This is a genomic window from Aeromicrobium senzhongii (assembly GCF_014334735.1).
Classification (GTDB): Bacteria; Actinomycetota; Actinomycetes; order Propionibacteriales; family Nocardioidaceae; genus Aeromicrobium; species Aeromicrobium senzhongii.
Map to the genome: position 1 here is coordinate 1,284,982 of NZ_CP060587.1, position 25,928 is coordinate 1,310,909.

The window sequence follows — 25,928 nt, forward strand, 5'->3', positions numbered from 1 at the left end:
CAATGAGCCCCCAGCGGATCGCCGGGGGCTCATCGGCGGTCGGTCAGGCCAGGGCCTGCTCGAGGTCGGCCAGCAGGTCCTCGATGTCCTCGATGCCGACGGACAGCCGGACGAGGTCCTCGGGCACCTCGAGCTGGGAACCGGCGGTCGACGCGTGCGTCATGGCGCCGGGGTGCTCGATGAGCGACTCGATGCCACCGAGGCTCTCGGCCAGGGTGAACACCTTCGTGCGCGCGCACAGGTCGAGGGCCGCCTCGCGGCCGCCGGCGAGGCGCAGCGAGATCATGCCGCCGAAGCGGCGCATCTGCCGGGCCGCGACCTCGTGACCCGGGTGGTCGGCCAGGCCGGGGTAGCGCACCTCACTGACGGCGGGGTGCGCCGTCAGCATCTCGACGACGGCCTCGGCGTTGTCGCAGTGACGCTCCATGCGCACGGCGAGCGTCTTGATGCCGCGCATGACGAGGTAGGCGTCGAAGGGACCGGGCACGCCGCCGGCGCCGTTCTGCAGGAACGCGAACGCGGCGTCGAGCTCGGGGTCGTTCGTGACGAGCGCACCGCCGACGACGTCGCTGTGACCGCCAAGGTACTTCGTCGACGAGTGCAGGACGATGTCGGCGCCCAGGGCCAGCGGCTGCTGCAGGTACGGCGAGGCGAACGTGCTGTCCACCAGGACCTTCGCGCCCGCGGCGTGCGCGATCTCGGCCGAGGCCGCGATGTCGGCGATGTTCAGCAGCGGGTTGGTGGGCGTCTCGATCCACACCAGCTTGGTGCGGTCGGTGATCGCGGCGCGCAGGGCCTCGGTGTCGTTGACGGCCACCGGCGTGTGGTCGATGCCCCACTGCGAGAACACCTTGTCGATCAACCGGAACGTGCCGCCGTAGGCGTCGTCGGGGATCACCAGGTGGTCGCCCGGGCGCAGGATCGCACGCAGCGCCGTGTCGGTCGCCGCCATGCCCGACGAGAACGCCCGGCCGTACGCACCGCCGTCGAGCGCGGCCAGGTTGGCCTCGAGTGCCCGGCGGGTGGGGTTGCCCGTACGGGCGTACTCGAACCCCTCGCGCATGCCGCCGACACCGTCCTGGGCGAACGTCGAGCTGGCGTAGATCGGGATGTTGACCGCACCGGTGCGCGGGTCGGGCTCCTGCCCGGCGTGGATCGCCCGGGTGGAGAAGCCCTGCTGCGTCTCGTCGGTCATACGTGCACTCCCAACAGGTCGTGGCGGGTTAGGACGCCGAGCGGCTTGCCCTCGTCGACGACCATGAGCGCGTCGTTGCCCTTGAACATGTCCAGGGCCGCGGCGAGATCCTCGCCCGAGCCGATGATCGGCAGCGGGCGCTCCATGTGCTCGGCGACGGCGTCGGTCAGCTGCGCGCGTCCCTCGAAGACGGCGCTGACGAGCTCACGCTCGCTGACGCTGCCCGCGACCTCGCCGATCACGACCGGCGGCTCGGGGCCCACGACGGGCATCTGCGAGACGTTGTACTCGCGCAGGATCTCGATCGCGTCGCGCACCGTCTCGGACGGGTGCGTGTGGACCAGCGCCGGCAGATCGCCGCTCTTGCGCCGCAGGATGTCGATGACGCGCAGGTCCATCGCGTCGCCCGACAGGGGCGTGCGCAAGAAGCCGTACGAGGCCATCCAGTCGTCGTTGAAGATCTTCGACAGGTAGCCGCGGCCACCGTCGGGCAGCAGGACGACGACCAGATCGTCGGGAGTCAGGCGCTCGGCCACGCGCGCGGCGGCGACGACGGCCATGCCGCACGAGCCGCCGACGAGCAGGCCCTCCTCACGCGCCAGGCGACGCGTCATGTCGAACGAGTCGGCATCCGAGACCGCGATGATCTCGTCGACGACGCTCGGGTCGTAGGCGCTGGGCCAGAAGTCCTCACCGACGCCCTCGACCAGGTACGGGCGACCGGTGCCGCCGGAGTAGACCGAGCCCTCGGGATCGGCGCCGATGATCTTGATGTCGGGGTTCTGCTCCTTGAGGAAGCGGCCGACGCCGGTGATCGTGCCACCGGTGCCGACACCGGCCACGAAGTGCGTGACCCTGCCCTCGGTGGCCTTCCAGATCTCGGGGCCCGAGGTCTCGTAGTGGCTGGCAGGGCCGGCCGGGTTCGAGTACTGGTCGGGCTTCCAGGCGCCCTCGATCTCGCGGACGAGGCGGTCGGAGACGTTGTAGTACGAGTCCGGGTGCTCCGGCGGGACGGCCGTGGGGCACACGACCACGCGGGCGCCGTAGGCCTTGAGCGTGTTGCGCTTGTCCTCGCTGACCTTGTCGGGGCAGACGAAGACGCAGGAGTATCCGCGCTGCTGCGCGACGAGCGCCAGGCCGACGCCGGTGTTGCCGGAGGTCGGCTCGACGATGGTGCCGCCGGGCTTGAGGGCGCCGGACGCCTCGGCCTCGTCGACCATCTTGACCGCGATGCGGTCCTTGGAGCTGCCTCCGGGGTTCAGGTACTCGAGCTTGGCGGCGACGGTCGCGCCACCCTCGGGTACGACGGAGTTCAGCCGGACTAGGGGAGTGTCGCCGATGAGGTCGACCACGTGGTTCGCGATGGTCATGGGTCCATCATGTCATCGCGGCCGTGAGCCGACGGATCAGGATCGCAGCGGTCGGCCGTTCGCGTCACGCGGGTCGGAGACGAGCAGGATGATGCCGTCGATGAACGGCCACACTGCGCCGATACCGCAGGTGAACAGCGTGACCAGCAACTGGGCGACGCCCATGCTGGTGTGGCCCGTGTACATCCTGCCGATTCCCAGGGGTATCAGCATTTGCAGCAGGCCGGCGACGATCTTGGACTTGTCCGAGTACGGCAGGCCGGTCTTGGGGTCGACGCCGTACGGCGCGCCCGGCACCGCCCACCCCGCCGCCGGGGGAGGCGGAGGCGGGGGAGGCGGTGTGGCACCGAAGCGCACGGTGGGGTCGTGGTCACCCGCGCCGGGGTCCGGGTCCGGTCGCGGGTCCTCGGGCGGAGTCGTGGTCATGGACGCACGGTACCGCTGATCAGACGACCGCACCGCCGTCCTCGGGCATGCCGCGCCCGTCGACGACGTGCGCGTACGGGTCGACCGTCTTGCGCGGGTCTTTGTCCGGGTTGTAGGGCCACTTCTCCTCGAGCAGCAGACCGAGGGTCGACGCCGTGAAGACCGTCGAGAAGTGACCGAACAGCAGACCCAGCAGCACCGCGATCGAGAAGTCACGCAGCGAGTCGCCACCGAGCACCATCAGCGCGGCGAGGATGAACGTCGCACCCATGGCGGTGTTGATGGTTCGCGGCAGGGTCGACAGGATCGCCTCGTTGACCATCTCGCGCAGCGGGATGTCGGCGGTGCGGGTGCGTTCTCGGATGCGGTCGAGGACGACGATCGAGTCGTTCACGGCCAGGCCGATGATCGACAGGATCGCGGCCAGGAACACGCCGTCGATCGGCTTGCCCCACCAGGCGAAGACGCCGACGACCGCGAGCACGACCGACGCCATCGAGACGATGGCGGCCGCGGCCCACGTCCACCGGAAGCGCCAGGCGAGGTAGGCCATCTGCGCCGCGACGGCGATCAGGAAGGCCAGCAGCGCCTTGTTGCGCAGCTCCTTGCCCAGGGTCGGGTCGATGGTGTTGGAGGCGACCTGGACGGTCTTGCCACCGACCTGCTCGATCGAGGAGCGGACCTTCTCCGCCTCGGTCTCGTCGATCTTGGGCAGACGCACCGAGATGTTCTCGCCACCGTCGGCGGACGAGGACTGCACGACGGCCTCGGGGAACCCGGCCTCGGTGACGGCCTCGCGGGCCTGGTCGGGGGTGACGGCCTTGGCGGTGGAGTACTCGAGCTGACGGCCGCCGGCGAACTCGACGCCGAGGTCCAGACCGCGGACCAGGATGCCGGCGATCATGACGCCGGCGACGCCGAGCGAGATGACGACCCACATGCCGGCCCGGCGGACCAGGTACGGACCGTGCTCGTTCAACCAGCGGCGCACGCTGGAGATGCCGCCGATGCCGCTGGCCTGCGGGTGGTTGCGGATCCACTTGCGCTTGACCAGCCACTCGGTCAGCCAGCGGGCGACGACCAGTGCCGAGAACATCGACGCGATGACGCCGATGGTCAAGGTGATGCCGAAGCCCTTGACGGGGCCGGCGGAGAGGAAGAACAGCAGCAGGGCGGCCAGGATCGTCGTGACGTTGGAGTCGATGATCGCGGACCAGGCCTTGGAGAAGCCCGTGGTCAGTGCCGACAGCAGGCCGGCCTTCGGATTCTCGTGGTACTCCTCGCGCGCTCGTTCATAGACCAGGACGTTGGCGTCGATGGCCAGGCCGATCGCCAGCACGAAGCCGGCCAGGCCCGGGAGGGTCAGGGTGGCACCCATCAGCACGAGGGCGCCGTAGGAGATGAGGGCGTACACGGTCAACGCGATCGTCGCCATGACGCCGGTGAGCCGGTAGATGAAGATGATGAACAGGCCGGTCAGCAGCAGACCGATGATGGAGGCGTTGATCGAGGCGTCGATGGCGGCGGCGCCGAGCGTCGGGCCGACGGTTCGCTGGTCGATGATCTCGACCGGGACCGGGAGGGCGCCGCCCTTGATCAGCACGGCGAGGTCCTGCGCCTCGGTCTGGGTGAAGTCGCCGGTGATGCTGGTGCTGGAGCCGCCGCCGCCGGCGCAGAGCTCGGGCACGATGCCCGGGGACGAGATGACCTCGTTGTCGAGGACGATCGCGATGCGGTTGCCCGCGGCGGGGTTCTGGCACGCGGAGGCGACCAGGTTGCTCCAGGGGGTGCGGCCGGTCTTGTTGAACTGCACGTTGACGACCCAGTCGCCGATGCTGTTCTGCGGCATCGCGGCCTCGGCGTCGCTGATGCCGTTGCCGTCGAACGCGACGGGGCCGAGCAGCAGCTCCTGACCCTGCTCGTCGGGCAGGACGACCTCGCCCTTGCCGGGCTTGGTCTCCGCGGTGGCGGGAGCCATCACCTCACGGAACTCGAGGCTGGCGGTCTGGCCGATGACCTCGGCGGCCTTCGAGGGATCCTGCACGTTCGGCAGCTCGATGATGATCCGGTTCTCGCCGGTGCGGGCCAGCGTCGGCTCGGAGACACCGAGGCCGTCGACGCGTCCGCGCAGGACCTCGAGGGCCCGATCGGTGGCCTCGGCATCGGCCTTGACGCGATCGGTGGACTTGGCCTCGAGGGTGATCTGCGTGCCGCCGCGCAGGTCGAGGCCGAGGTTGGGCTTCATGGTCAGGGCCACGGCCGCGGCGCCGATGATGACGGCCAGGCAGATCAGACCTCGCCAGAGATTGGTCTTGGAAGACATGAGAGAGCTTTCGGTGGAGCCGCGGGGCGGCAGGAGCATGTGGGGGCGGATTGGCCCGGTCGAGGAGTGACCGGTCAGCGTCGCGGCGGGGCGCGCCCCGCGGGGACCGGCGCGGCGGTGCCGACCTGGGCGGCGACGAGGGCCACCACGAGGGAGACGAGGACGACCGATCCGAGGGTCAGGGCAGCGTCCAGGGTGCCGGCCGGCAGGTCGACCGACAGCGAGTGATCGTCCGACGTGGCCTTGGCGATCGTGACCCGCGGATGTCCGGAGCTGTCCTGCCCGGCCGACGCGGTGGCGGCGCCGGCACGGCGGTCGGCCCCGGAGAAACCGGCCAGGGCACCCAGCCCGAGCATGCCGGCCAACAGGACGGCTGCCAGGGCCGCGACGAGGCGTCGCGCGGCGTGGGTGGTCCGGATCACCCCGCGAGTGTAACGGTCCTACGGTGGATCCCGTGACTACACGACATGTCCTGGGAACGAGTGGCATCGAGGTCGGCCCTGTGGGGATCGGCTGCAACGCATTCGGAGCGCGGATCGACGGCGATCAGGTGGTCGCGGTCGTGGACGCGGCCTTCGAGCAGGGGGTGACCTTCTTCGACACCGCCGACACCTACGCGCTCGGTGAGAGCGAGACCTTGCTCGGCGCCGCGCTGAAGGGTCGGCGTGACGAGGTCGTCATCGCGACGAAGTTCGGGATGGACATGCAGGGCCGCAACGGCGACGACGGCGGCCGCCGCGGCAGCGCCGACTACGTCCGCCGGGCCGCGGAGGCGAGCCTGCGCCGGCTCGGCACCGACGTGATCGACCTGTACCAACTGCACACGCCCGACCCGAACACTCCGGTCGAGGAGACGCTCGGGGCGATGACGCGACTGGTGGACGAGGGCAAGGTCCGCGCCATCGGCTGCTCGAACTTCACCGCGTGGCAGCTCGTCGACGCGGACTGGATCTCGCGCACGGCCGACCTCGCGCACTTCGCGACGGCTCAGAACGAGTACTCGCTCTACAACCCGGCCGCGGAGGTCGAGCTGGTCCCCGCCTGCGTCGAGCTCGGCGTGGGTCTGCTGCCGTACTTCCCGCTGGCCTACGGCCTGCTGACGGGGAAGTACTCGCGTGTCAGCGAGCCGCAGGAGGGCACTCGGCTCGCCGGCCAGCGGGCCCGCTGGGAGGGCGCGGACTGGGACCGGATCGAGGCGTTGCAGGCGTTCGCTCGTGAGCGCGACATCACCCTGCTCGAGCTCGCGATGGGCGGCCTCGCGTCGCGGCCGGCCGTGGCGTCGGTCATCGCCGGTGTCTCGCGTCCGGAGCAGGTGGCCTCGAACGTCGCGGCGGCCGCCTGGGTGCCGACGGCCGAGGACACGGCCGCACTCGACGAGCTGATGGCTCCGCAGCACTCGTACACGACGTTCGCGCCGCGCTGAGCGGGCAGGGGAGTCGGTGGGTGCGCCGGGTCGGGAGCGCCTCACGGCGTAAGGCCGCTCGAAGCGGCTGATGTTGGGACCCGGGGCTACCGCGACCCGGCGCGAGCACCACTCTAGACGACCCCGCCCAAGCCCACTGGGGCCTGTGGGACCTCTGCGCGAGGTCTCCGCCGGCCCGCTCGGAGGGGTCGGTCAGTGCAGCTCGTGGCGGCGCTCGGCGTCGGCGGCGGCACGCAGGTGGCGCGCGGTGTCGACGAGGCGGGCGGCGCTGGCCGGGTCGGTGTCCTCCAGCTGCCCGCGTCCCACGCCGACGATGTGGGCGAAGGCGGCGGCCCGGTCGAGCGCCACGTCGAAGTCGGTGGTGACGATCCCGCGCACGACGGTGTCGACCAGCTCGATCACCTCAGCCGGGCCAGGCGGGTCGACGACTCCGGCCAGGACCTCCTGGACCGGAGCGTAGGCGCGTCCGGCGCTGAACTCGCGCGAGGCCTGGACCGGGTTGTGGTGGACCCACGTCCGCAGCGCATACAGCCGCCACAGCGCTCCGGCCACGGTCTCGGGGTGGGCCTTGGACCACAGCTCCGCGATCGAGCCCAGCCCTTCCGAGTCGGCCAGGTGCAACACCCGGTCGATCAGGGCGCGGTCCTCACGGTCGTGGGCGCCGCGGACCAGCAGGTTGGCGATGCGGTGGCCGGCGGCCGAGCGCTCGGCAGGGTCGTTGTCGTCACGCAGCGTCTCGAAGAGGGCGGCCCCGGGCAACGACGGCTTGTGGAAGTCGGCCATGCGTTCGAGAGTAAACCCGCGCCGGTGACGACGGGAACAGTCGGCTCAGGGATCGACGAGCGCGGCGGCCATGGGGCCGGCCACCAACTGGATCTGCCAGTTGCGGCAGCCACGTTCACGCAGTTCTGCCGCGATGGTGTCCTCGTCCCGGTCCTGCGGTGGCTGCCAGGCCAGGGCCCGCACGACGCCGGGGGAGATGAGGTTCTCGGCCGGCAGGTTGTGCTGCTCGGCGATCTGCGTGACGACCTCGCGGACGCGCACGAGTCGGGCGGCGGCCACCGGGTCCTTGTCGGCCCAGGCGCGCGGAGGAGGGGGTCCGTCGGACCGCTGACCCGACGTGGGCAGCTCGTCCTCGGGAAGTCCCTCGGCCGTCTCGATGGCCGTGTACCAGTCGTCGAGGAAGCGTCGCGGGCCTCGACGGCGCATCGTGGGGTCGTTCTTGAGGGCGCCCAGCGAGGTGGGCGCATGCGTGGCGAGAGCCACGATCGCCGAGTCGGGCAGGATCCGCCCGGGAGTGACGTCACGGTCGGCCGCGATGGCGTCGCGGGCGTGCCACAGGGACCGGACGATGGCCAGCGCACGACGACTGCGGATCTTGTGGATGCTGGAGGTGCGGCGCCAGGGGTCCTTGCGCTCGGGCGGGCCCGTGAAGGACAGCAGGGCGTCGAACTCCTCGCGTGCCCAGCCGTCCTTGCCGGCGGCGACGAGATCGGCCAGGACCGCCTCGCGGAGCTCCAGCAGGACCTCGACGTCGAGCGCGGCGTACTCGAGCCACGGCTCGGGCAGGGGGCGGGTCGACCAGTCGGCCGCCGAGAACTCCTTGGCCAGGCTCATGCCCAGGTAGTGCTCGACGAGTGCGGCCAGGCCGACGCGCGGCAGGTTCAGCAGTCGGCCGGCCAGCTCGGTGTCGAACAGCGAGGCGGGACGGAGTCCGACCTCGGCCAGGCAGGGCAGGTCCTGGGTGGCCGCGTGCAGGATCCACTCGGAGTCGCCGAAGGCCAGGCCGAGCTCGGTCAGGTCGGGGAACGCGATCGGATCGATCAGCCAGGTGCCCGAGCCCTCGCGGCGCACCTGCACGAGGTACGCCCGCTGGGAGTAGCGGTAGCCCGAGGCTCGCTCGGCGTCCAGGGCGATCGGCCCCTCGCCCAGCGAGATCTCGGCGCAGGCGCGGGCCAGTGCGTCGTCGGTGTCCACGACGGGGGTCAGCGGCTCGCGGAGTCCGAGTCGGGGCAGTGCCGGCTCGGGGGACTCATCGGGGGCCTGGTCGGGCGCCTCGTCGTGTTCGGTCGTCAACGGCTCGTACGCCTCCGGTTCAGGGGAACGACGCCGGGCGCCAGGGGTGGGAGTCCGGCGAGCTTGCCGAGCAGCTCCATCCACGCCGAGGCGTGGGCGTCGAGTCCGCCGTGCGGGGTCCAGGAGGCACGGACCTCGATCTGGGCATCGGACTCGTCCTCGGCCATGGCCCCGAATCCCTCGGAGCGCACGACCGTGATGCTGCCGGCGGTGTTGGTGTGTTCGGCACCGGCGTCGCCCAGTGCGTCGGTGAGCCAGCTCCAGCCGACCTGGGTGATCAGCGGGTCGATGGCCATCTCGTGCTCGATGTCGGCGCGGGCGAAGGTGACGCACCGGAAGGTGCCGTTCCACGCGTCGTTGCCGGCCGGGTCGTGCAGGAGGATGAAGCGCCCTGTGCCCACCTCGGTGTCCGCGACGACCACGTCGGCGGTGATGGCATGGGCGAACGGGGCGATGCGCTGCGGTGCCGGCATCTGTCCGAGCTCGAGTTCGGGGCGCGCGACGGCGCGCTCGATCTCCTCGACAGCGCGGGTGAACGGTGCCGGGACGCCTTCGAGCTTCGTGCGGGCTCCCACACCGTGATCTTAGGCACGGGACGCGGGGTCGGGCGGTTCGACACGCAGGGCGTGACAGACTCGAAGGGTGACCCATGACGTCAGCGCCACCGCAGTCGACAGCGCCATCACGAGTCCCTTCCTCCGCGCCTGCCGCGGCCTCGAGCCGGCCCACACTCCGGTGTGGTTCATGCGCCAGGCCGGCCGCTCGCTGCCGGAGTACCTCGCGATCCGCGAGGGCGTGCCGATGCTGGAGTCCTGCTTCCGCACGGACATGGTCGTCGAGATCACGATGCAGCCGGTCCGCCGTCACGGCGTCGACGCGGCGATCTTCTTCTCCGACATCGTCGTGCCGCTCAAGGCGATCGGCGTCGACCTCGACATCGTGCCGGGCACGGGCCCGGTCGTGGCCGACCCGATCCGCTCGGCCGACCAGCTGGCGACGCTGCGCGACCTCGAGCCCGACGACGTCACCTCGATCACCGACGCCGTGAAGGGCCTCGTGCAGGAGTTGGGGGACACGCCGCTGATCGGGTTCGCCGGCGCGCCCTTCACCTTGGCGTCCTACCTCGTCGAGGGTGGGCCCTCGCGTGACCACCGCCGCACGAAGGAGCTGATGTACCGCGACCCCGAGCTGTGGCACGCGCTGCTGGGCCGGATCTCGGCGATCGCCTCGCAGTTCCTGCGGCTGCAGGTCGAGGCCGGGGCGTCGGCGATCCAGCTGTTCGACTCGTGGGCCGGTGCGTTGTCGCCGGTCGACTACGACACGTACGTGCGTCCGCACTCCGCCGCCGTCCTGGAGTCCGTCGCTGACCTCGACGTGCCGCGGATCCACTTCGGTGTCGGCACCGGTGAGCTGCTGTCACGGATGGGCGAGGCCGGGGCCGACGTCGTGGGCGTCGACTGGCGCGTCCCCCTGGACGAGGCGATCGGCCGGGTCGGGAGCCGTGCCGTGCAGGGCAACCTCGACCCCACCGTGTTGTTCGCGCCCACGGACGTCGTGCACGAGCGCGCCGCACGGATCATCGACGCGGGCCGGGCGGCCCACGGCCACGTGTTCAACCTCGGCCACGGTGTCCTGCCGGCGACCGACCCCGACGCGCTGACCCGTCTGGTCGACTTCGTCCACGGCTACCAGCCGGAGTCCTGATGCGCGTCGCGGTCATCGGTGGCGGGATCGCCGGGTTGTCTGCGGCGTTCCATCTCGCGACGGCCGGCGCCGAGCCGGTGCTGCTGGAGGGCTCGCCCGAGATCGGTGGCAAGGTCCGCCAGGCGCAGTTGGACGACCTGCTGGTCGACGTCGGCGCCGAGGCGATGCTGGCGCGTCGGCCCGAGGCGGTCGACCTGGTCAAGGCCGTCGGCCTCTCCGACGACCTCGTGGCGCCGGAGCCGGTGCCGTCGATGGTCTGGAGTCGCGGGGCGCTGCGTCCGCTGCCGCCCACGATCATGGGCGTGCCGTCCGACCTGGACGCGCTCGTGCAGTCGGGCATCCTCGAGTCCGCCGTGACGTCGACGGCGCTGCCGGTGCCGGACGAGGACGTGTCGGTGGCCTCGTTCGTGGCCGACCGCCTGGGACGCGACGTCGTCGACCGCCTGGTCGAGCCGCTTCTGGGCGGTGTCTACGCGGGCCACGCGGATCGGCTCTCCCTGCACGCGGCCGCACCCGTGATCCGTGAGCTCGGCCCCGATCTGTTGGCCGGTGCCATGGCTCGCGCCGCCGCCCCGAAGGCGACCGGTCCGGCTCTGGTGGGACTGCGTGGGGGAGTCGGACGGCTGCCTCGGGCGATCGTCGACGCGGGTGGCTTCGAGGTGCGGACCCGGGCCACCGTCCGTTCCGTTCGTCGTGACGGCGACGGCTGGGAGCTGGTCGTCGGACCCACCACCGCGCCCGTCCGGGAGCGCTTCGACGCCGTCGTCATGGCGGCGCCGGCTCCCGCCGCCTCACGGCTGCTGGCCGAGGCCGCTCCGCGCGCGGCGTTCGCGCTCGCCGGCGTCGACTACGCATCGATGGGTGTCGTGGCGCTGCTGCTCGACGGCGCCGACCTGCCTGCGGGGACCGGCTTCCTGGTGCCCCCGGTGGAGCCGATGGACATCAAGGCGGCGACGTTCTCGACCCGCAAGTGGGCGTGGCTCGCCGAGGCGGCCGGCGGCGCCACGGTGGTACGCGCGTCGATCGGTCGAGCCGGCGACACGGGCGTGCTGCAGCGCGACGATGCCGCACTGGTCGACCTCGCGGTGACGGACCTGCGCTCGATCGTCGAGCCCCAGGGCTCGCTCGGCACCGTCCGGGCGTCCGTCGTGCAGCGGTGGGGCGGTGGCTTGCCGCAGTACGAGGTGGGGCACCGCGACCTCGTCCGCACGGTCACCGAGGACATCGCGACCGTCCCCGGACTGGAGGTCTGTGGCGCCGCCTACGAGGGGGTCGGGATCGCCGCGGTCGTGGCCACCGGGAGGGCCGCGGCCGAGCGAACCCTCGCCGGGTGAGAATGGACGTATGAGTACGCACGAGGTCGACCCCGAGAAGATCAACGCCACCATCCGGTACGCCATGTACTCGGTGTTCCGCGTCGAGCGTCCGCTCGCGAACGGTGACCGTGCCGCGATGGCCGCCGAGGTCGAGGCGCTCTTCGCGAAGCTCGACGACGTCGTCGTGCGCGGCACCTACGACGTCAGCGGCATGCGGGCCGAGGCCGACCTGATGGTGTGGTGGCACGCCGAGACGGCCGACGCCCTGCAGGACGCCTACAACGCGTTCCGCCGGACCGAGCTGGGCTCGCACCTGGCGCCCGTCTGGTCGAACGCCGGCCTGCACCGCCCGGCGGAGTTCAACCGCTCGCACGTGCCGAACTTCCTCGCGGACGACACCACGAAGCACTACCTGTGCGTGTACCCGTTCGTGCGTTCGTACGAGTGGTACCTGCTGCCCGACGACGAGCGTCGCCGTCTGCTGCGCGAGCACGGCGAGGCCGCCCGCGACTACGCCGACGTCCGCGCGAACACGATCGCGTCCTTCGCGCTGGGCGACTACGAGTGGCTGCTGGCCTTCGAGGCCGACGAGCTGCACCGCATCGTCGACCTGATGCGCGACCTGCGCGCGACCGACGCCCGTCTCCACGTGCGCGAGGAACTGCCGTTCTACACGGGCCGCTCGATGCCGGTGGCCGAGCTGACCGAGCTCTGGCCCTGATCTGCCTCAGTCGGTGAGGACGGGCCGTGCTTCGCGGATGCGCAGGGTGGTGGCGGGTCCGGGTGCTGTGATGGTGGTGCCGAGGTTCTGCCAGGCGCCGCCGTCGACGCGGTAGGCGACCGCGTAGGTGACGTCGACGCGTGGTGCGACCTGTCCGGGTCGGCGGTAGCGGTGGATGACGTCGAGTGCGGGGTAGGGGCGGCCGGGCCTGGTGGTGGTCTGGGTGGTGTTGTCGCCGTGGTGCCAGGTGTAGGTGGCCGGGGTGGCGCGCAGGTCGACGGTGGATCCCAGGATCGGCACGCTGCGCTCGAACGGTGCAGCGGTGGTGTGGAAGATCGTCTCGAGGTTCACGAGGGTGGAGCCTGCGGGTTGCACCGCGACGTTCAACCTCGGTAGCCCGACGCGCCGGACTGCCTCGACCACGTCACCTGGTGTGACCTCGGGTTGGTCGGGGGCGGCCGTTTCTGCCGGCTCGCCCGGTTCCGGGGGTGGTAGGCAGTCGTCCTGCGGGAAGGGTGCCTCGGGCCGGCAGTAGAACGGGTCCGGCTCTGCGTCTGGGTTTGGGACCGGGCCGGTTACCTGGTCCTTGGCCCAATCCGGTGATGGTGACTTCGGTGAAGTCGTCGTTTCGTCCCAGATGATCACGTCACCTTGGTGGAAAGGGTCCTCACCCACGTCTGGGTCGCTGAGGGACAACGGTCCGAAGACCACCATGGCTAGAGTGAGAAACCCCCGGATCATGTGGGGTCACCCTGGAAGATGCGGCTTATTCTGCGATCACCGCCCGTGCCTTTTACCCCGAAGGTCAACCGCATCTCGGAAGCTGCGATGCGCACCTTTTCCGAGGCTGGTGTGGCTTGACGAGTTCCGGAGCCGATCTTCACGTTGATCGTGAGGAGGCTCTCGCCCCCTGAGCTCGAGTAGCGGACTTTGGCGCCGGAGAAAGTGCGTGTGCCCCCGGTGATCGTTCCGCCGTCCTTCGCGAGCTCGTCGATGGCAGATACATACGACTGGCATGCGCTGCAAGAGACATCGGATAGGCGGCCAAGTTCTTCTGTATTCCCCGTGAGGTGCGCGTAGGAGAGCACCTTCAGGTAGTACGAGACGAAATCGGTGACGCCCTGCGGGGAATCAGCCGTCATGCCGACAGGCCGCGCGGGCGGTGGCGAGCTGGGTGGTCTCACCGTCGCTTCCGACGAGGCATCAGGTCGGTCGCGAGGTTCGTCCTCGCTGCAGGCGCCGAGGCTCAGCGCGAGCGACGCGACGACGGCGGTGGCCAGAATCCGCATGTGTTCCCCCCAAGGCCCGGCGCTGGGACGCCGAGTTGCAGGAACCCTAGCGACCCGGGCGGATGACGGGGAGCCCTCGTCTCACAGCTGTGGACGAAGGCCGGTACAGATGCGTAGCGGTGAGCACCTTTCTCGCACGGAGAAGGTACTCACCGCTACACATCTCGCGCGCGGCGGCGCGAGACGGGGTCAGTCGGCCTGGAGGTCCAGGGCGATCCCGTTGATGCAGTAACGCAGGTCGGTGGGGGTGGCGAAGCCCTCGCCCTGGAACACGTGTCCCAGGTGCGAGCCGCAGTTCGCGCAGCGCACCTCGGTGCGCTTCATCCCCAGCGCCGTGTCCTCGATGTACTCGACACGGTCCTCCGCCAGCGGGGAGTAGAACGACGGCCAGCCGCACTGGGCGTCGAACTTGGTCTCGCTGCGGAACAGCTCGGCTCCGCAGCCACGGCAGCGGTAGACGCCGACCGTCGGGTCGTGCTCGTAGTCGCTGCTGAAGGGTCGCTCCGTGCCGGCCTGGCGCAGGACGTGGTACTCCGCGGCGCTCAGCTCCTCGCGCCACTCGTCGTCGGGACGATTGACCGCGTAGGTCTTGTCAGTCTTGTCGCTCACATCTCCGCCTGTTCGTCGAAGCTCAGGTGTTCCAACAGGTGCAACGTCGGGACGTCCAGTTTTCTTCTCGCCCGGGACGTCCAATCGAGGTGAAGGAACTCACGCACCACGTGCGACTCGGTCAAGATGATGACCTCGTCGCAGGACTGCTCCTTGACCAGGTCGGAGAGAGCGTCGATCGGGTCGTACTCCACGAGCTTGGTCGTGACCGTCTGGCCACGCTCGGTGAGCAGCGCCGCGGAGGCGTCCAGCTCCTCCTGGGCTTCCTGGCGCATCTCGTCCTCGATCCGGTCGTACGCGGCCGGCTCCTCCATCGGGACGAACTGCGCCCCGCCGAAGGCGGTCATCGAGATGCTGAGCGCCGCCGGCGAGCTGTCGACCGGCAAGATCATGTGATAGGTCACCTGGTCGTCCACCCCCTCGTGCAGGGCGAGGATCTGGTCGGCGTCGATGTCGATGAGCTTGCGTTCCACCAGCAGGGCCACGTTGTACATGAGCCCAGACTAGGCCGATCGGCGGTCGCGGACCCACCGCGTGAGCAGGACCCCGTCCTCGTCGATGGCGTGACCCAGCCGCATCTGGCGCTCGACGGCCTGTGCGCCCACCGTCATGCGCTTGGCCGGCCCGCCCACGAGGTGGGGCGAGATCGTCAGGCACGTCTCGTCCACGAGGTCGAGATCGACCAGGGTGCCGTTCAGGTCGGGGCCGCCCTCGCACAGGACGCGGTTGAGGCCGCGTGCGGCGAAGGCGTCGAGCACGGCGGCCCAGTCGATCTCGGTCTCGCCCGCGACGACGACCTCGACCGTGCGCGAGAGCTCCTGGCGCCTCTCGACCGAGGACGAAGCCGGCGTGATGACCACGAGACCGGGGGCGACGACCTGCTCGGGCAGTACCAGGCTGCGGCTGATGACCGCCAGGACGGGGACGCGCGAGCGGCCCTCACGCAGCGACTCGTGGATGGAGTCGGCCGAGATCGGGTGGTAACCCTCGGCCCGGACGGTGCCGGCGCCGACCACGACCACGTCGCTCAGACTGCGCAGCACCTTGAAGAGCCTGGCATCCGGCTCGCCGCCGAGGTTGCCGGACAAGCCCTCGGGATTCTGGACGGCGCCGTCGACCGATGCGACGAAGTTGGTCCGCAGCCACGGCTTGTGGGATTCGGGGTAGGCGTACAGGTCAGCGAGTTCCTTCAGATCCGGCATGGAGCCACGGTAGGGGAACCTGGGGCATACTGCCGATCATGACGGATCTGCGATCCACGCTGGCGACCAGCGGCCCCATCGACCTCTCCACGCGAGCCTCGGACGAGACCCCGGGGTTCGAGGGAAAGAAGAAGGACGCGAAGCGAAGGCTGCCGCAGATCGGCGAGGAGTTGATGGACGCCCAGGAGCTGCTGTTCGCCAACGGCATCGCCGGCACGACCGACCGCAAGGTGCTGATCCTGCTGCAGGGGATGGACACGTCGGGCAAGGGCGGCACGCTGCGTCACGCCGCCGGCCTGGTCGATCCCCAGGGCTTGGCCATCACCGCGTTCAAGGCGCCCACCGACGAGGAGCGCGAGCACGACTTCCTGTGGCGGATCGAGAAACACCTGCCGGCGCCGGGCATGATCGGCGTCTTCGACCGGTCGCACTATGAGGACGTCCTCGTCGGGCGCGTCCGCGCGTTGGCGTCGGCCGAGGAGATCGAGCGGCGCTACGGCGCCATCAACGACTTCGAGGAGCGGTTCGTCGACGGCGGGGGCGTCCTGCTGAAGTGCTTCCTGCACATCAGCCCCGACGACCAGGAGGAGCGGCTCGCGGCTCGGCTCGACGACCCGACCAAGTACTGGAAGTACAACCCCGGCGACCTCGACGACCGTCAGCTGTGGCCGGAGTACCAAGCGGCGTACGAGACGGTGCTCGAGCGATGCTCGACCGACCACGCCCCGTGGCACGTCGTCCCGTCCGGTCGCAAGTGGTACCGCAACTGGGCGGTCGCCACCATGCTGGGCGAGACACTGACCGATCTGGGACTCGACTGGCCCCGCGCCGACTTCGACGTCGCGGAACAGAGGAGGCGCCTGGCCACGATGTGACCAGGCGCCTCGTCCGGTGGTCGACTCAGACGTCCGCGAAGAGCGCGTCCATCGGAACGAGGTCCACCGCGCCCACCGCGTAGCGGGCGAGGATGACCTCGGCCACCTCGTCGGCGACGCCCAGCGGCTCGGCGACCGCCACGGCGCCGGCCTCGAGAGCGAGCTCAGTGACCCGATCGGGCAGGACGCCCGGGGCCAGGAACAGCATGCCCACGGCGATGTGCCGGCGGCCGTCGGCGCGGTGCGCGCGCACGGCCTCGCTGGCCGCCGGGGGAGCGGTGGACGCGAACGCGGCGATCGTCGGCAGCTTGTGATGGGCGCCCCAGGCGCGAGCGGCCCGGGCGATCATCGCGTTGGCCAGCGAGTCCGACGAGCCGGCGCCGGCCAGCACCAGGGCGTCGAGCTCGCGCACCCGGTTCTTGGCCAGCGCCTCGCGCAGCCGGCGGTCCAGGACGTTGAGGAACGTGCCCTCGATGCCCAGGACCTTCGTGACCTCGATGCGGACGTCGTGCGTCGCGGCGGCCGCCTGCGCGGCCTGCGGCACGTCGACCTTCGCGTGGTAGGCGTCGGTCAGCAGCAGCGGCACGACGACGATCTCGCCGAAGCCCTCGGCGGCGAGTCGCTCGACGACCTCGTCGAGGCTCGGGCCGCACAGGTCGAGGTAGGCGGTCTCGACACGCAGGTCGGGACGCATGCAGGCCACCACCTCCGTGAGGGCGTTGATGGTGTCGGCCGATCGCGGATCGCGGCTGCCATGAGCCAGGGCGATCAATGCGGGTGCGGTCATCGTGCGTTCCTCCCTTCCTGCGGTGCTGTGGTGGTGTCGGTGTGGCGGGCCAGATGGCCCAGGAACTTGAGGCGGAAGGCTCGCAGACAGCTGCGGCACTCCCACTCGCCGTGCGTCTCGCCGTGCGGACGGAGGTTCTCGTCGGCGCAGTACGGGCACGAGTAGGGGACCAGTCGCTCACTCATCGCAGCAGCTCCTCGTCGGCGCGGGCGACCCAGCGAGCGAAGGACTCGCCCTGGTCGCGGTTGGCCAGGTACGTGCGCGACAGCTTCTCGACGTAGTCGGGCAGCTGGTCGCCGGTGACCTTGTGGGCCCGGAGCTTGCGGCCGAAGCCGGCATCCATGCCCAGAGCGCCACCGAGGTGGACCTGGAACCCCTCGACCTGGCGGCCGTCGTCGTCCAGGACGAGCTGGCCCTTCAGTCCGATGTCGGCGGTCTGGATGCGCGCGCACGAGTTGGGGCAGCCGTTCACGTTCACCGTGATCGGCGTGTCCAGCTCGGGCACGCGCTGCTCGAGCTCGTCGATGAGCTGGGCCGCGCGGTCCTTGGTGTTGACGATCGCGAGCTTGCAGTACTCGATGCCGGTGCAGGCCATCGTGTGCTGGCGCCAGGCCGAGGGCCGCGCATGCAGGCCGAGGTCGGCCAGGGCGGCCACGAGCGACTCGACCTGGGCCTCCTCGACGTCGAGCACGATGATCTTCTGCATCGGTGTCAGCGCGATCCGAGCCGAGCCATGCGCCTCGACGACATCGGCGAGCTGCTGGAGCATCGGTCCGGAGATCCGGCCCACCGTGGTGGCCGCGCCGACGTAGTAACGGCCGTCGACCTGACGGTGCACACCCACGTGGTCGACGGGGGTGTCGGGAACCGGGGGAGCGTCGAGGTCGATGAGCGCGCGCTCGAGGTACTCGGTCTCGAGGACCTCGCGGAACTTCTCGATGCCCCAGTCCTGGACGAGGAACTTCAGGCGGGCACGCGACCGCAGGCGGCGGTAGCCGTAGTCGCGGAAGATGCTGATGATGCCCTCCCATACGGCGGGCACCTCGTCGAGGGGGACCCAGGCGCCCAGCCGCTTGGCCAGGTGGGGGTTCGTCGAGAGGCCGCCACCGACCCACACGTCGAAGCCGGCGCCGTGCTCGGGGTGGATCGCACCGATGAAGGCCACGTCGTTGATCTGCGGGACGACGTCATGCCCCGGGTGGCCGCTGATGGCCGACTTGAACTTGCGCGGCAGGTTCGAGAAGGCCTGGTCGCCGATGTAGCGGCTCTCGATCGCGTCGATCGCGGGGCGCCCGTCGATGATCTCGTCGGTGGAGACACCGGCGACGGGGCTGCCCAGGATGACGCGCGGGCAATCGCCGCAGGCCTCCTGCGTGGACAGCCCGACCGACTCGAGGCGCTGCCAGATCGTCGGCACGTCGCGGACGTCGATCCAGTGGAACTGGATGTTCTGCCGGTCGGTGACGTCGGCGGTGCCGCGGCCGAAGTCGACCGAGACGTCGGCGATCGCGCGCAGCTGCTCCAGCGAGAGCTGTCCGCCGTCGATGCGCACGCGCATCATGAAGCGGTCGGCATCCAACTCTTCGGGCTCGAGCGTGGCGGTCCTGCCGCCGTCGATGCCGGCCTTGCGCTGGGTGTAGAGGCCCCACCAGCGGAACCGGCCGCGCAGGTCGCCGCCGTCGATGCTCTCGAAGCCGCGGTGCGCGTAGATGTTCTCGATGCGGGCGCGCACGTTGAGCGGGTTGTCGTCCTTCTTGGACTGCTCGTTGGCGTTGAGCGGCTCGCGGTAGCCCAGGGCCCACTGGCCCTCGCCCTTACGGCGGCGGGGACGAGCAGGTGCGGCTGAAGTGGAGGTCATGGTGCTCTCTGTCGCGTGGCTGGTGCGCGGGCGTCGTCGCCTCGGCGCGGGGACTGCGGGCAGGCAGGATCAACGACACATCATCGAGCGCGCACGACCGAGGTCGACGTGGAGTCGTTCCACGAGCCATACGGTCTGTGCGGCGAGCATGCACACAGTCTGTCCACTGAGACGTCTGTCCACCAAGCGGACGTCTCGAATGGCGAGACGGTTGTCCGCACTGCAAGACGAACGGAGAGCTTCGCTTGGGATTCCAGCGAAAATTCACACGGCCGGTTGGGCCCTCTCGACGATCGCCTCCAGATCGAGTCCGCGGGGCAGGGTGCCGAAGGTGCCTGCCCACTGGCCGCCGAGCCGTGAGGCGCAGAACGCGTCGGCCGCCGCAGGGGTGGAGTACCGGATCATCAACGCCCCCTGCAAGATGGCCGCCATCCGCGACGCCAGCCAGCGCGCCGAGGCCGCGGCGTCGTGGGGGTCGGCCAGCCGCTGGAGGACCTCGGACACGGCGGCGTCGAGCCGGGCGTCCTCGCCGCGGACCGTGCCGACCTCGGTGCGCCAGGCCTCGAGGGCGCCGTCCTCGCGCGAGAGCGCCCGCAGGACGTCGAGGGCGTTCACGTTGCCGCTGCCCTCCCAGATCGAGTTCAGGGGCGACTCGCGGAACAGCAGTGGCATGCCCGACTCCTCGGCATAGCCGTTGCCGCCGAGGCACTCCAGCGCCTCGCCGACCATCATCGGCGTGCGCTTGCAGACCCAGTACTTCTCCAGGGCCAGTCCGATGCGCCGCAGGTTGCGCTCGTGCTCGTCGTCGGGGCGGTCCATGGCGGCGGCGAGTCGCAGTCCCGCGAGCATGCCGGCCTCGGACTCGAGCGCCAGGTCGGCCAGCACGCCGACCATGGCGGGCTGGTCGATCAGGCGGGCGCCGAAGGCCGACCGGTGTCGAGCGTGCCAGGCCGCCTCGGCGAACGCCTTGCGCATGATCGAGGCCGATCCGAGGATGCAGTCCATCCGCGTGGCCGAGACCATCTCGAGGATCGTGCGGATCCCACGACCCTCCTCGCCCAGGCGCACGGCCCACGTGTCCTCGAACTCCAGCTCGCTGGAGGCGTTCGACTTGTTGCCCAGCTTGTCCTTGAGGCGCACGATCGTCAGCGGATTGCGCGAGCCGTCGGGCAGCACGCGCGGGACGACGAAGCACGTGGAGCCGGCGTCGGTCTGGGCCAGGACGAGGAACACGTCGTTCATCGCCGCCGAGGTGAACCACTTGTGGCCCGTGAGTCGGTACTCGCCCCGGACGTCCGTGGCCTTGGCCAAGGTGCTGTTGATGCGCAGGTCCGAGCCGCCCTGCTTCTCGGTCATGCCCATGCCGGCGAGGAGGCCCGCCTTGTCCTGCGGAGCGCGCAGGCCGAAGTCGTAGGTGGTGGAGGCCAGGCCGGGGGTCCACTGCGCCGCGAGCTCGGGGTCGGTGCGCAGGGCCGGGACGACCGCGTACGTCATTGTGATCGGGCACATGTGTCCCTGTTCGACCTGGCCCCAGGTGTAGAAGCCCGCAGCGCGGCGCAGGTGAGCCGCCGGCCGGTCGGACGTCCACGGCTCGGCGGTGAGGCCGAAGCCGACGCCGCGCTCCATCAGCCAGTGCCACGAGGGGTGGAAGCGGATCTCGTCGATCCGCCGGCCGAACCGGTCGACCGGCTCGTGGACCGGCAGATAGGCATTGGCCAGGTGCCAGTGTTCCCGTGCCTCGGCGGTGCCGGCCAGTGCGCCGATGGGCTCGAGGTAGGTATGGATCTGGCCCGCCTGGTCCGCGCCGAGGGCGCGAACCGCATCCATCAGGGGGAGGTCCGCCGTCGCGATGTTGACGTCGTCGAAGGGCACGGCCTGGTTCTCGGGGATGCGCTGCACGGGATCCATGGGCCCACCGTAGAACGTGACGCGGACAACAGGTCGGCCATTGCACGCGTGCTATGGACACGCATAGCACGCATGCGATACCGTCCCGGCATGCGAGGACCGATCGAGCACGACCACTTCTACGAGGGCATCGCCCAGCAGGTGGTGGAGCAGCGCACGCTGCGTCGACTCTCGCAGCGTGAGCTGGCCGACCTGTGCGGCACGACCCAATCGGCCATCGCCCGATTCGAGTCCGGCTCACGCCCGCCGAAACTCGACACCCTGCTGCGCATCGCCGCTGCACTCGACTGCGAGCTGAACGTGACGTTCCGCCCTCGCACCCGACCCGTGAAGGAGTCCTGATGAGCACCCGAGTCGACACCGAGGAGATCGCGACCACACGCAGCGAACGCGTGCTGGCGGTCGTCCTCGCGCTGTTCCTGTTGGTGGGAACCGTCTGGTTCTACGTCCAGGTGCCCGAGTGGGTCGACGACGCGCTGTCACAGGGCGACACCTCCTCGCTGAACGCCGCGGAGTCGATCGAGAACGAGAAGGACGAGGCACGCTGGGCCGCCGAGTCGGCCCGGGACGACGCCCAGGCGGCGCTCAACCTGGAGCGTGAGGAGTACAAGGTGGCGCTGCAGGAGGGCAGCGGCGTCGCCGAGGCGCGAGCCGACTACGACGAGGCGAAGGTGGAGTACAACCGTCGTCAGGCCGAGCTGAAGCAGGCGAACGCCGAGTGGGACGCGGCGTCGCAGAAGGCGGATGAGGCGCGTGCGCACCAGGAGCGCGCGAGCCGCTCCGGGTCGAGCGCATGGCTGGTGGCCGGCATCCGGCTGGTCTTCATCGCCGGCTGGATGGTCGGTGCCTATCAGCTGCTCGCATGGTTGCGCCGGCGCGAATCGCGCTACGTCACGCTCGTGTACTCCGGTGCGATCGTCGGCGCGGTCATGGCGCTGGTCTTCGCCGTGGACTACATCACCGACTACATCGACCCGCTGGACCTCGGCCCGTTCGTGCTCTCGGCGATCGGCGTCGTCGCGACCGTCATCGCGTTCCGTGTCCTGCAGCGCTACCTGGCCGCGAGGCTGCCAGGCCGCCGGGTGCGCAAGGGGGAGTGCCCGTTCTGCGGCTTCCCGCTGCGCGAGGCGGGGCTGGCGGACGGTCCTCACTGCGGCGGGTGTGGGCGCGACGTCGTGGCGCCGTGCTCGACGTGTCATGCGCCGCGACGCGTGGGCTCGTCGTTCTGCGCCCGCTGCGGCACGGCGTGACGGCCGTCAGACGCGGGTGAAGCGCTCCGACAGGTCCGAGTTCTGCAGGACCTGGTCGCGCAGGAACCGGCTGCCCTCGTTGTTGGGGTGAATGCCGTCCGGGGCCTGCTCGAGGTTCAGCGGGCTGGTCTTCACCCACGTGAACCCGTACCGCTCGGCGGCGTCGCGCACGATCGGCCGGATGATGCGGCCCTTGCGTGCCTTGGACGTTCCCCAGGGGCTCATGACGTAGACGTCGGCGCGCGGGTGGTCCAGCTGGTCCCACACCTCGGCGAGATCGGCGAAGAATGCGTCGGCGGCCGACTCGATCTGCGTGCGGGTGGCCTCGACCAGGCGGCCGTCGGCGGTGCAGCGGCGCCAGTCGTTGCGACCACCTTCGACCACCATGATGCGCGGACGGGCCGTGGCCACGGTGTCGAGCCGGGCGCGGTAGCGGGTGCGATCACAGGCGACGCCGCGGGACAGGAACCCGGTGCCCCCTTCGGCCACCACCTGCGGCTCGAGCCCGAGATCCTGGGCCACCATCGCCCACCAGCCGGGATAACGGCTGCGCCGGTCGCCGTAGTACGAGGAGTAGGAGTCGCCGACCACCAGCATCGTGGCCCGCTCCGCCGCGGCGGTCGGGGTGATCGTGGCCGGTGCAGCCGCCGGGGACCCGGGGGCCGCGGCGCCGGCGCTGGTGACCAGGGCCGCCAGGGTGGAGGCGATGCTGAGGACGACGAATCCGGCACGACGGCGGGGCCAGTGGGCACGGGACGTCACGCCAGATCCTCCAATGGGTCGTACCGATGAGTGGGGCGACGACAACGACCCGAGTCGCGGTCACCGGCGAGTCATGATCATACGCCGTGCCGCGCCGAGGTCCATGCAGGTGCATCCGTGAGGAGTGAGGTGCCCGAGGCCGCGCCTCGGCAGTCGGGGAATCATGCAAGAAGGCGCCGGAATCTGTGGATTCCGACGCCTTCGTCTTGTGGGCGATACTGGGTTTGAACCAGTGACCTCTTCCGTGTCAGGGAAGCGCGCTACCGCTGCGCCAATCGCCCGTGGTTATTCATTTTTTTCCTGCGAGGTGGGTACGGGATTTGAACCCGTGTAAACGGATTTGCAGTCCGTTGCCTCGCCTCTCGGCCAACCCACCGATGGATCATGGGCCTGCCGAGACCCTCTCCGAGCGGATGACGGGATTCGAACCCGCGACCCTCACCTTGGCAAGGTGATGCTCTACCACTGAGCCACATCCGCGCTGGCCGTTTTACCGGCCGAGAGAAAACATTAACCGATGTCTTCCGAGCATCCAAAACCGGGTCGGCATATGGTCGATCCATGAAGGCTTGGGTGGATGGGCGCTTGCTGGAATCCCCGCGTGAACGAGCGATCAGCGTGCTCGATCACGGACTCGTCGTGGGCGACGGCGTGTTCGAGACGGCGGCGGTGATCGACGGCGAGCCGTTCGCCCTGACGCGTCATCTGGACCGGTTGGTGAGATCCGCCGAGGGCCTGGGGTTGGCCCGACCCGATGTCGACGCCGTGCGCGAGGGGGTCGCCGCGACGATGGCCGGTCAGGAGCTCCCGTTCGGCCGCATCCGCATCACGGTGACGTCCGGGTCCGGGCCCTTGGGGTCACCGCGGGGCGACGCAGGGCTGACGCACGTTGTGGTCACCGAGCCCGCCGAGCGGCCCGGACCGGTCAGCTCGATCGTCACGGTGCCGTGGACGCGCAACGAGCGTGGCGCACTGGCTGGTCTGAAGACGACCTCCTACGCCGAGAACGCCAAGATGGTCGAGTACGCCCACGCTCGAGGTGCCTCCGAGGCCGTCATGGCCAACACGCGCGGCCAGCTGTGCGAGGGGACCGGCTCGAACATCATGTACGTCCGCGACGGGCGACTCGTGACGCCGACGCTCGAGTCCGGCTGCCTGGCCGGCATCACGCGTGCACTGGCCATCGAGTGGCTGGCGGGCGAGATCGACGTCGTCGAGGAGGACGCCCCGTTGGAGGTGCTCTTCGAGGCCGAGGAGGTGATCCTCGTCGGGACCACGCGGACGGTCCAGGCGATCAGTCGTGTCGACGACCGCGAGCTGTCCGCGCCCGGCCCGATCACCCGGCGGGCCCAGGAGATCTGGCGGCTCAAGGAGGCCGAGTCGACCGACCCGTGACAGTGGCCCGGGGTCGGTGTCAGACGTCGTCCCTAGTGTCGTTTCCATGACCTCGACGACCGCCCCGGGCGACACGGTGATCGCGCTGATGCGCGACGCCGCGCACGCAGTGCGGTCGGTCACCGCCACCAAGGCGGACGAGCTCCGGGCCTTGGTGGCGGCACGCGATGCGATCAATGCGGCGATCAGCGAGGGCCTGCTCGAGATGGAGGAGACCGCGGCCCACCGCGACGAGGACGCCGCGACGATCCAGACCTGGGCACGGCGCGAACTGCGGTTCGACGGCGCCGAGACGCGCGCCCGGCTGCGCTCGGCCCGCACCATGCGCCGGCTCCCGGACGTGGCCGAGCACCACCGTCACGGCCGTGTCTCGGCCGCGCACGTCCGGGTGTTCGACTTCTCGGTTCGGCATGTGGGCGAGTCCGAGACGCGCGAGCTCGAAGGCGCGCTCCTCGAGGTCGCCCGCTCTGCTGAGCCTGCCGAGCTCAAGCAGGTGGTGCGCCGCTTCAAGGCCGTCGTCCATCCCGAGGCCTTGGACGACGCGTGGCTGCGCGGCATGGACCGGCGTGATCTGCAGGTGCACCAGGTCGAGGACGGGTGGCACGTCCACGGGTTCCTACCCATCCAGACCGGCGCGCGCCTCCACGCGGTCCTCGCCTCGGCGTCGGTGCCCACCGAGGCCTACGACGACCGCACGGCCGCCCAGCGCCGTGTGGACGCGCTCGACGACCTCCTGGCGCGCGTGCTGGCCGAGGGCCTGCCCACCGACGGCACCCTGACGCCGCAACTGCACGTCATCGTCGAGGCCGGCACGCTGCGCGAGGCGCTGGCGCCCGGTGCCCAGTCCTCGTTCGCGGAGGGGGAGCCGGCCACGCTCGTCGGCTTCGGCATGATCGGCGCGAACCTGCTGCGCCATCTGGCCTGCGGGGCGACCCTCACGCCGGTGCTCGTCGAGAAGATCGAACCGAACCTGCAGATCCTCGACATCGGCCGCGCCGAGCGGTTCGCGACCCGCCGCCAACGTCACGCGATCTGGCTCCGCCAGGGTGGCGAGTGCGCCACCGAGGGGTGCCGCAACTCGATCGACCACATCCACCACGAGATCCCCTGGTCCCTGGGAGGGCCGACCGATCTCGGCGCGATGACCGGCCGCTGCGCCGTGTGCCACACGCACGTCCACGCCCGCGACGGCACCATCCGACGCGTCGCCTGAGCGGCGGCCGGGATCGAAGTCATGCCCCCCATTCGTGTGGGGCGGGGGGAGTGCGTTAGGCTGGTCGTCGCACTCGGGCGATTGGCGCAGTGGTAGCGCGCTTCGTTCACACCGAAGAGGTCACTGGTTCGAACCCAGTATCGCCCACCCGAGAAAGCCCTGGAATCGCAACGGTTCCGGGGTTTTCGTCTTTGCGAGGGCTGTTCCGAAGCCGCCGGGACTCCGC

The 25,928-nt window shown here is 70.3% G+C and carries 27 protein-coding genes and 4 tRNA genes; 10 read left to right on the forward strand and 21 right to left on the reverse strand.

The window, feature by feature from the left end; all coding sequences use genetic code 11:
* Nucleotides 1–43 precede the first annotated feature (43 nt).
* The 5 genes from H9L21_RS06445 to H9L21_RS06465 all read right to left on the reverse strand — a co-directional run bounded on the left by H9L21_RS06445 (nt 44) and on the right by H9L21_RS06465 (nt 5,736).
* A complete protein-coding gene (locus H9L21_RS06445; RefSeq protein WP_154595207.1) occupies nt 44–1,195 on the reverse strand; it encodes a cystathionine gamma-synthase in 1,152 nt (383 codons plus the stop codon).
* Nucleotides 1,192–2,565 (reverse strand): cystathionine beta-synthase, encoded by a 1,374-nt coding sequence (locus H9L21_RS06450; protein ID WP_154595206.1) that lies wholly within the window; start codon nt 2,563–2,565, stop codon nt 1,192–1,194. Before H9L21_RS06450 ends, H9L21_RS06445 begins: the two co-directional genes overlap by 4 nt.
* Before the next feature lie 36 nt (nt 2,566–2,601).
* The gene (locus H9L21_RS06455) at nt 2,602–2,991 is read right to left on the reverse strand and encodes a TM2 domain-containing protein (protein WP_154595205.1); all 390 of its coding nucleotides are present in this window, start codon (nt 2,989–2,991) and stop codon (nt 2,602–2,604) included.
* 19 nt (nt 2,992–3,010) lie between these two features.
* Nucleotides 3,011–5,314, reverse strand: a complete 2,304-nt coding sequence (secD, locus tag H9L21_RS06460; protein ID WP_154595204.1) for a protein translocase subunit SecD — start codon at nt 5,312–5,314, stop codon at nt 3,011–3,013.
* Between the two features lie 74 nt (nt 5,315–5,388).
* Nucleotides 5,389–5,736 carry a hypothetical protein gene (locus H9L21_RS06465; RefSeq protein WP_154595203.1) on the reverse strand — a complete coding sequence of 116 codons (348 nt, stop codon included), beginning with the start codon at nt 5,734–5,736 and terminating at the stop codon, nt 5,389–5,391.
* Nucleotides 5,737–5,768: 32 nt separating this feature from the next.
* Between H9L21_RS06465 and H9L21_RS06470 the strand changes: the two genes are divergently transcribed.
* Complete coding sequence (locus H9L21_RS06470; protein WP_222865866.1) at nt 5,769–6,737, forward strand: aldo/keto reductase; 969 nt, start codon at nt 5,769–5,771, stop codon at nt 6,735–6,737.
* A 192-nt stretch (nt 6,738–6,929) separates the two neighbouring features.
* On the opposite strand, the gene H9L21_RS06475 is transcribed toward H9L21_RS06470, so the two are convergent.
* Genes H9L21_RS06475 through H9L21_RS06485 form a run of 3 tightly spaced genes read right to left on the reverse strand, consistent with a single transcriptional unit; the run spans nt 6,930 to nt 9,388 of the window.
* Nucleotides 6,930–7,520 (reverse strand): hypothetical protein, encoded by a 591-nt coding sequence (locus H9L21_RS06475; RefSeq protein ID WP_154595202.1) that lies wholly within the window; start codon nt 7,518–7,520, stop codon nt 6,930–6,932.
* Nucleotides 7,521–7,565: 45 nt separating this feature from the next.
* Entirely contained in the window at nt 7,566–8,813 is a 1,248-nt protein-coding gene (locus H9L21_RS06480) for a ribonuclease D (RefSeq protein WP_154595201.1), read from the reverse strand.
* Complete coding sequence (locus tag H9L21_RS06485) at nt 8,810–9,388, reverse strand: DUF3000 domain-containing protein (protein WP_187411866.1); 579 nt, start codon at nt 9,386–9,388, stop codon at nt 8,810–8,812. Before H9L21_RS06485 ends, H9L21_RS06480 begins: the two co-directional genes overlap by 4 nt.
* A gap of 67 nt (nt 9,389–9,455) precedes the next feature.
* On the opposite strand from H9L21_RS06485, the gene hemE reads away from it, so the two are divergent.
* From hemE to hemQ, 3 genes are read left to right on the forward strand one after another with little or no spacing between them, the layout of a single operon-like run.
* A complete protein-coding gene (gene hemE / locus H9L21_RS06490) occupies nt 9,456–10,517 on the forward strand; it encodes a uroporphyrinogen decarboxylase (protein ID WP_187411867.1) in 1,062 nt (353 codons plus the stop codon).
* Nucleotides 10,517–11,851 (forward strand): protoporphyrinogen oxidase, encoded by a 1,335-nt coding sequence (gene hemG, locus H9L21_RS06495; protein WP_154595200.1) that lies wholly within the window; start codon nt 10,517–10,519, stop codon nt 11,849–11,851. Before hemE ends, hemG begins: the two co-directional genes overlap by 1 nt.
* 10 nt (nt 11,852–11,861) lie before the next feature.
* Nucleotides 11,862–12,554, forward strand: a complete 693-nt coding sequence (gene hemQ / locus H9L21_RS06500; RefSeq protein ID WP_154595199.1) for a hydrogen peroxide-dependent heme synthase — start codon at nt 11,862–11,864, stop codon at nt 12,552–12,554.
* A 6-nt stretch (nt 12,555–12,560) separates the two neighbouring features.
* Here the strand turns inward: hemQ and H9L21_RS06505 are convergent, their stop codons facing one another.
* The 5 genes from H9L21_RS06505 to H9L21_RS06525 form a co-directional block, all read right to left on the reverse strand.
* Complete coding sequence (locus H9L21_RS06505) at nt 12,561–12,905, reverse strand: hypothetical protein (RefSeq protein WP_154595198.1); 345 nt, start codon at nt 12,903–12,905, stop codon at nt 12,561–12,563.
* A gap of 386 nt (nt 12,906–13,291) precedes the next feature.
* Nucleotides 13,292–13,843, reverse strand: coding sequence for a DUF6318 family protein (locus H9L21_RS06510; protein WP_154595197.1), 552 nt, complete (start codon nt 13,841–13,843; stop codon nt 13,292–13,294).
* Nucleotides 13,844–14,032: 189 nt separating this feature from the next.
* Complete coding sequence (msrB, locus tag H9L21_RS06515) at nt 14,033–14,452, reverse strand: peptide-methionine (R)-S-oxide reductase MsrB (protein ID WP_187411868.1); 420 nt, start codon at nt 14,450–14,452, stop codon at nt 14,033–14,035.
* The gene (locus H9L21_RS06520; protein WP_154595195.1) at nt 14,449–14,946 is read right to left on the reverse strand and encodes a universal stress protein; all 498 of its coding nucleotides are present in this window, start codon (nt 14,944–14,946) and stop codon (nt 14,449–14,451) included. Before H9L21_RS06520 ends, msrB begins: the two co-directional genes overlap by 4 nt.
* Nucleotides 14,947–14,955: 9 nt before the next feature.
* Nucleotides 14,956–15,654, reverse strand: coding sequence for a pyrimidine reductase family protein (locus H9L21_RS06525; protein ID WP_154595194.1), 699 nt, complete (start codon nt 15,652–15,654; stop codon nt 14,956–14,958).
* A 38-nt stretch (nt 15,655–15,692) separates the two neighbouring features.
* On the opposite strand from H9L21_RS06525, the gene H9L21_RS06530 reads away from it, so the two are divergent.
* On the forward strand, nt 15,693–16,529 hold the full coding sequence (locus tag H9L21_RS06530; protein ID WP_154595193.1) for a PPK2 family polyphosphate kinase: 837 nt from the start codon (nt 15,693–15,695) through the stop codon (nt 16,527–16,529).
* Between the two features lie 25 nt (nt 16,530–16,554).
* On the opposite strand, the gene H9L21_RS06535 is transcribed toward H9L21_RS06530, so the two are convergent.
* The 4 genes from H9L21_RS06535 to H9L21_RS06550 form a co-directional block, all read right to left on the reverse strand.
* A complete protein-coding gene (locus tag H9L21_RS06535; RefSeq protein WP_154595192.1) occupies nt 16,555–17,316 on the reverse strand; it encodes a sirohydrochlorin chelatase in 762 nt (253 codons plus the stop codon).
* On the reverse strand, nt 17,313–17,501 hold the full coding sequence (locus H9L21_RS06540) for a hypothetical protein (protein WP_154595191.1): 189 nt from the start codon (nt 17,499–17,501) through the stop codon (nt 17,313–17,315). The genes H9L21_RS06535 and H9L21_RS06540 overlap by 4 nt, the downstream gene beginning before the upstream one ends.
* Nucleotides 17,498–19,174 (reverse strand): nitrite/sulfite reductase, encoded by a 1,677-nt coding sequence (locus H9L21_RS06545; RefSeq protein WP_154595190.1) that lies wholly within the window; start codon nt 19,172–19,174, stop codon nt 17,498–17,500. Before H9L21_RS06545 ends, H9L21_RS06540 begins: the two co-directional genes overlap by 4 nt.
* A gap of 264 nt (nt 19,175–19,438) precedes the next feature.
* Nucleotides 19,439–21,082 carry an acyl-CoA dehydrogenase family protein gene (locus H9L21_RS06550; RefSeq protein ID WP_187411869.1) on the reverse strand — a complete coding sequence of 548 codons (1,644 nt, stop codon included), beginning with the start codon at nt 21,080–21,082 and terminating at the stop codon, nt 19,439–19,441.
* Between the two features lie 90 nt (nt 21,083–21,172).
* Here H9L21_RS06550 and H9L21_RS06555 point away from each other — a divergent pair, with 90 nt between their 5' ends.
* Both H9L21_RS06555 and H9L21_RS06560 read left to right on the forward strand, forming a co-directional pair.
* Entirely contained in the window at nt 21,173–21,424 is a 252-nt protein-coding gene (locus tag H9L21_RS06555; RefSeq protein WP_154595189.1) for a helix-turn-helix domain-containing protein, read from the forward strand.
* A complete protein-coding gene (locus H9L21_RS06560) occupies nt 21,424–22,332 on the forward strand; it encodes a zinc ribbon domain-containing protein (protein ID WP_154595188.1) in 909 nt (302 codons plus the stop codon). Before H9L21_RS06555 ends, H9L21_RS06560 begins: the two co-directional genes overlap by 1 nt.
* A gap of 6 nt (nt 22,333–22,338) precedes the next feature.
* Here the strand turns inward: H9L21_RS06560 and H9L21_RS06565 are convergent, their stop codons facing one another.
* The 4 genes from H9L21_RS06565 to H9L21_RS06580 form a co-directional block, all read right to left on the reverse strand.
* Nucleotides 22,339–23,094: an SGNH/GDSL hydrolase family protein gene (locus H9L21_RS06565; RefSeq protein ID WP_154595187.1), complete on the reverse strand. Its 756-nt coding sequence runs from the start codon at nt 23,092–23,094 to the stop codon at nt 22,339–22,341.
* Nucleotides 23,095–23,303: 209 nt separating this feature from the next.
* Nucleotides 23,304–23,375 (reverse strand) — tRNA-Val (locus H9L21_RS06570).
* A gap of 24 nt (nt 23,376–23,399) precedes the next feature.
* Nucleotides 23,400–23,470: transfer RNA gene (locus H9L21_RS06575), tRNA-Cys, on the reverse strand.
* Nucleotides 23,471–23,502: 32 nt separating this feature from the next.
* Nucleotides 23,503–23,574, reverse strand: a tRNA-Gly gene (locus H9L21_RS06580).
* Between the two features lie 81 nt (nt 23,575–23,655).
* Here H9L21_RS06580 and H9L21_RS06585 point away from each other — a divergent pair.
* The 3 genes from H9L21_RS06585 (at nt 23,656) to H9L21_RS06595 (ending at nt 25,849) form a co-directional block, all read left to right on the forward strand.
* Nucleotides 23,656–24,489, forward strand: a complete 834-nt coding sequence (locus H9L21_RS06585; RefSeq protein WP_154595186.1) for an aminotransferase class IV — start codon at nt 23,656–23,658, stop codon at nt 24,487–24,489.
* Between the two features lie 46 nt (nt 24,490–24,535).
* Entirely contained in the window at nt 24,536–25,702 is a 1,167-nt protein-coding gene (locus tag H9L21_RS06590; protein WP_154595185.1) for an HNH endonuclease, read from the forward strand.
* Nucleotides 25,703–25,777: 75 nt separating this feature from the next.
* Nucleotides 25,778–25,849, forward strand: a tRNA-Val gene (locus tag H9L21_RS06595).
* The last annotated feature ends 79 nt before the right edge of the window (nt 25,850–25,928 follow it).

Coding starts and splice junctions, on each gene's coding strand:
- H9L21_RS06445 (WP_154595207.1), bottom strand. CDS start 1,195: ATGACCGACGAGACGCAGCAGGGCTTCTCCACCCGGGCGATCCACGCC.
- H9L21_RS06450 (WP_154595206.1), bottom strand. CDS start 2,565: ATGACCATCGCGAACCACGTGGTCGACCTCATCGGCGACACTCCCCTA.
- H9L21_RS06455 (WP_154595205.1), bottom strand. CDS start 2,991: ATGACCACGACTCCGCCCGAGGACCCGCGACCGGACCCGGACCCCGGC.
- secD (WP_154595204.1), bottom strand. CDS start 5,314: ATGTCTTCCAAGACCAATCTCTGGCGAGGTCTGATCTGCCTGGCCGTC.
- H9L21_RS06475 (WP_154595202.1), bottom strand. CDS start 7,520: ATGGCCGACTTCCACAAGCCGTCGTTGCCCGGGGCCGCCCTCTTCGAG.
- hemG (WP_154595200.1), top strand. CDS start 10,517: ATGCGCGTCGCGGTCATCGGTGGCGGGATCGCCGGGTTGTCTGCGGCG.
- hemQ (WP_154595199.1), top strand. CDS start 11,862: ATGAGTACGCACGAGGTCGACCCCGAGAAGATCAACGCCACCATCCGG.
- H9L21_RS06510 (WP_154595197.1), bottom strand. CDS start 13,843: ATGCGGATTCTGGCCACCGCCGTCGTCGCGTCGCTCGCGCTGAGCCTC.
- H9L21_RS06520 (WP_154595195.1), bottom strand. CDS start 14,946: ATGTACAACGTGGCCCTGCTGGTGGAACGCAAGCTCATCGACATCGAC.
- H9L21_RS06525 (WP_154595194.1), bottom strand. CDS start 15,654: ATGCCGGATCTGAAGGAACTCGCTGACCTGTACGCCTACCCCGAATCC.
- H9L21_RS06530 (WP_154595193.1), top strand. CDS start 15,693: ATGACGGATCTGCGATCCACGCTGGCGACCAGCGGCCCCATCGACCTC.
- H9L21_RS06535 (WP_154595192.1), bottom strand. CDS start 17,316: ATGACCGCACCCGCATTGATCGCCCTGGCTCATGGCAGCCGCGATCCG.
- H9L21_RS06540 (WP_154595191.1), bottom strand. CDS start 17,501: ATGAGTGAGCGACTGGTCCCCTACTCGTGCCCGTACTGCGCCGACGAG.
- H9L21_RS06545 (WP_154595190.1), bottom strand. CDS start 19,174: ATGACCTCCACTTCAGCCGCACCTGCTCGTCCCCGCCGCCGTAAGGGC.
- H9L21_RS06550 (WP_187411869.1), bottom strand. CDS start 21,082: ATGGATCCCGTGCAGCGCATCCCCGAGAACCAGGCCGTGCCCTTCGAC.
- H9L21_RS06555 (WP_154595189.1), top strand. CDS start 21,173: ATGCGAGGACCGATCGAGCACGACCACTTCTACGAGGGCATCGCCCAG.
- H9L21_RS06560 (WP_154595188.1), top strand. CDS start 21,424: ATGAGCACCCGAGTCGACACCGAGGAGATCGCGACCACACGCAGCGAA.
- H9L21_RS06585 (WP_154595186.1), top strand. CDS start 23,656: ATGAAGGCTTGGGTGGATGGGCGCTTGCTGGAATCCCCGCGTGAACGA.
- H9L21_RS06590 (WP_154595185.1), top strand. CDS start 24,536: ATGACCTCGACGACCGCCCCGGGCGACACGGTGATCGCGCTGATGCGC.